Origin of the sequence: Lacticaseibacillus suilingensis, assembly GCF_016861845.1 — a bacterium.
In the GTDB taxonomy this organism is placed as follows: Bacteria; Bacillota; Bacilli; order Lactobacillales; family Lactobacillaceae; genus Lacticaseibacillus; species Lacticaseibacillus suilingensis.
The window spans coordinates 1-3333 of sequence record NZ_BOLV01000048.1; the positions used below are offsets into that span (position 1 = coordinate 1).

At 42.0% G+C, this 3333-nt stretch carries 4 protein-coding genes and 1 pseudogene; all 5 read left to right on the forward strand.

The genetic code is table 11. The features are described 5' to 3' along the window. Nucleotides 1-100: 100 nt before the first annotated feature. Entirely contained in the window at nucleotides 101-1246 is a 1146-nt protein-coding gene (locus tag JUF11_RS12905) for an IS256 family transposase (protein ID WP_204119917.1), read from the forward strand. A gap of 253 nt (nucleotides 1247-1499) precedes the next feature. Continuing rightward, entirely contained in the window at nucleotides 1500-1877 is a 378-nt protein-coding gene (locus JUF11_RS12910; RefSeq protein ID WP_016379143.1) for a BlaI/MecI/CopY family transcriptional regulator, read from the forward strand. A gap of 585 nt (nucleotides 1878-2462) precedes the next feature. Further along, the gene (locus tag JUF11_RS12915) at nucleotides 2463-2861 is read left to right on the forward strand and encodes a sigma factor-like helix-turn-helix DNA-binding protein (RefSeq protein ID WP_204119918.1); all 399 of its coding nucleotides are present in this window, start codon (nucleotides 2463-2465) and stop codon (nucleotides 2859-2861) included. Nucleotides 2862-2883: 22 nt separating this feature from the next. Next, nucleotides 2884-3126 carry a helix-turn-helix domain-containing protein gene (locus JUF11_RS12920; RefSeq protein WP_016379141.1) on the forward strand — a complete coding sequence of 81 codons (243 nt, stop codon included), beginning with the start codon at nucleotides 2884-2886 and terminating at the stop codon, nucleotides 3124-3126. 72 nt (nucleotides 3127-3198) lie between these two features. Beyond that, nucleotides 3199-3333 (forward strand): annotated as a pseudogene (locus tag JUF11_RS13425) (Arm DNA-binding domain-containing protein); the annotation flags it as partial.

A 3333-nucleotide genomic window follows, 5' to 3' on the forward strand; every position in this document is an offset into this window, starting at 1 on the left:
AGACGTATTCTGAACTATCTTCGCCCATGCGATTACTACCGATGCATGGCGTAACAGCCTAGACCACTATCAAGAATCCGTTATCATCGTTGCACTTGACTTGAAAATTGAGGCAGAAATTATCGCTGCACTAGCCCAAAAACAAGATTTGGACGAAGTTTTTCGTCACCACCTTGAAATCGCCATCAACCAGCTGCTTCAAACTGAATTGGCAGAGTTTTTGGGTTACGAACGCTACTCATACGCTGGGATTAACACTGGTAATAACCGCAACGGCAGTTATGAGCGCTCGTTTGATACGAAGTACGGCCAACTTAACTTAACCATTCCTCGAGATCGCAATGGCCGGTTTAAAAATCATACCTTGCCAGCCTACGGTCGGCACAGTGATAATTTAGAAACAACGGTTATTCAGTTGTATACCAAGGGAATTACCACTGCTGAAATTGCCGAACTCATTGAGAAAATGTACGGTGCTCACTACTCCAAAGCCACGGTTTCCAACATGACTAAAGCCGTCAATGAACAGGTTCAAGCTTTCCAGCAACGTCGACTGGCTTCACAATATGCGGCTATCTTCTTAGGTGCCACTTACTTGCCGTTAAAGCGGGATACCGTTCAAAAAGAAGCGGTTCATATTGCGATTGGCATTCGTCCAGATGGTACGAAAGAAGTGCTGAACTACCAAGTGGCGCCGACGGAATCAACTGGGATCTGGACTGAATTACTGGGAACCCTGATTAAGCAAGGGGTCAAAGATGTGCTGTTGTTTGTGGCCGATGGGTTAGTTGGTTTGGATGAAGGCTTAAATCGGCATTTTCCCAAAGCTAAACGACAACGTTGCCTGGTTCATGTTGGGCGTAATTTAATAAACAAGGTTCGGGTGAAAGACCGTAAGGCCGTGATCAATGACTTTAAACAAGTTCATTGGGCTGCCAATCGTGAAGCAGCCGAACTGAAACTGAATGAGTTCGCCAACAACTGGCATCGTACCTATCCCAAGTTAATCAAAGATCTGCTTAAAATGCCGAATCTACTCACTTTCATGGACTTTCCACCAGCCATTCGGCAATCACTCTACTCCACTAACTTGATTGAGAACTTTAACAAGCATCTCAAGCACACCACCCACCACAAAGAACAATTTCCAACGGAAGATTCACTGGATCGATTCCTGGTTTCTCAGTTTAATGCTTATAACGAGAAGTCTCTGAAGCGGATCCACCGAGGCTTTAAAGGACTCTAGGACACCTTGGAAGCATCATTTATTTAAGTTAGTTACATATTATATGTACGAAGGCATTTCATTTACACAAGATTCTTGACGCTACCCACAATGACGTATCAAGTGGCAGAATATCTCTATGAAGGGTAAAATGAAATTGAGTTGAACGTTGCTTTATTAGTTCCATACAGATGTTTTTAAACCGCAACAAATACACTGTGCACTTCAGACATGTACTGTGTCTAAATTGTAAAAACGTATCGGAGGATTTTTTTTGAAAATAGGCATGTTGACAAAACGCGAATTGCAGATCATGCAAATACTTTGGAATTCGGCTACGGCCTTGTCGGTTCGAGAAATAACGTCTCTCTCTGATAATCTCAGTCAGAACACAGTCCAAGCCGTGCTTCGTAAACTCCTCAGTGAACACGTTATTGAGGTTGATGGTATTGGACAGAGCGGAACTGTTCACACTCGTAATTTTATCGCCTCTTTATCTCAAGAAGATTACTTTAAGAAGATCATGTCGCCATCTGCACTCAAAAATTTAGTTTCGCATTTCATTGATTCTACTACCGAAACCTCTGAAATTGACGAATTGGCATCACTCGTACGCGAAAAACAGAAGGATCTTCGAAAGAACTCAAAATAGAAATTCGATTCAATATGAACTAACAGACCGGATAACCTTTTTTATATACGAGGGACTCGCAATTCTAAATCTTGCGGGTCTCTTTTTTTGGATTGTGTCAGGCTTACAAAGGGACAATGGTGATTGCCGAACATTCTGATTGCATATTTTTTCTGATCAAGAGTGCCGTTACTCTTTACCGTAAATAAGTGTTTTAAAAAACATTATCGGTGCTATACTAATCGAAAAATGTGATGACGGCCATTACGGCTCGCGACATCGATGTATTACACACGTATGCTATTGGGATATTTCAACTTCATTATCCTGATTGATTACCCACCGCAACATGCGTATCGCTTTCTCGCTCGTTCCTAATTTCTTTCACCCGACAATGATTAAGAACTATTCACAGCTTTTGATACCGGAACATGACTACTTCAACCATTGGTTAATAGCCAATGGTTTTTTTCTACAAGAAATACAGTTCACTGACGATAAAATAGTTGAAAAATTAAAATTATTCGGTTAATGGTTTCATTCGCTTACTCAAATCTTGTCTGTATATATGAGACCAGAAAATTAAGCCTTGAGGAGGTAATCACTTTGAGTAGCGAACGCGAAGTTTCACGTATGTTCATCAGGTACATGCAACGGGTTCTTAGAAATGAGCGTATCAATATTTATAATGCGCATCTTAATGATATTAAGGAGATGCCACTCGAATATTGGCTGTTGGAGGAAATCGCCGAACCTTATCATCTGGACGACTTTAAATTGACCAATGATGAAGTCGCCAAGCTCGAAGATTTCATCGAAGACGATCAATTATCCGAGGCTGTTGCAACCCTTTCCACAGCTGATAAAATTGTCTTATATGAGTATTACTATTCGGAACTTAACGCGGTAGAGATCGGCAGCCGCACCGGAAAATCAAGTCAGGGGGTGAATAAACGGCGGCGACGGGCAATAAAGCGTATCAAAGACGCTTGCGCAAACATGTAGAGAATACAAGGAGGAGTATTCAATGCATTATACAGAGATCGATAACCTAGTACCGGTTATCTTGGCAGCGCAGGACGGAGACGATGAAGCAATGTCCAAACTACTCGATATGTTCAGCCACGATTTTGATCGTGAAGCTGCATTCGGAAAAAGCTATGTCGATCCCGACTTGAGGCAGGAACTTCAAATCAAGTTCGTATTCAGTGTACCACGATTCGACGTGGCTAAACACTTAGCACAACCGTCCGCTAGATCAAAATCATGAAAACATCGCAAATAAAATTTTAAAAAGTACGCAACGAAAGACGGCAAAGAGTTCTGGCGCGTTCAGGTCTTTGCTGGTAATGATCCACAGACTGGCCACAAGAAGTACAAGGTGCGGCGAGGGTTTAAGACAAAAAAACTGACTAACATTAGTGGTGAACCAAGATCCGACGGGATCCTGGTTCACCACTTTTTCGTTTCTGGTAAA

Coding starts and splice junctions, on each gene's coding strand:
- JUF11_RS12920 (WP_016379141.1), top strand. CDS start 2,884: ATGCATTATACAGAGATCGATAACCTAGTACCGGTTATCTTGGCAGCG.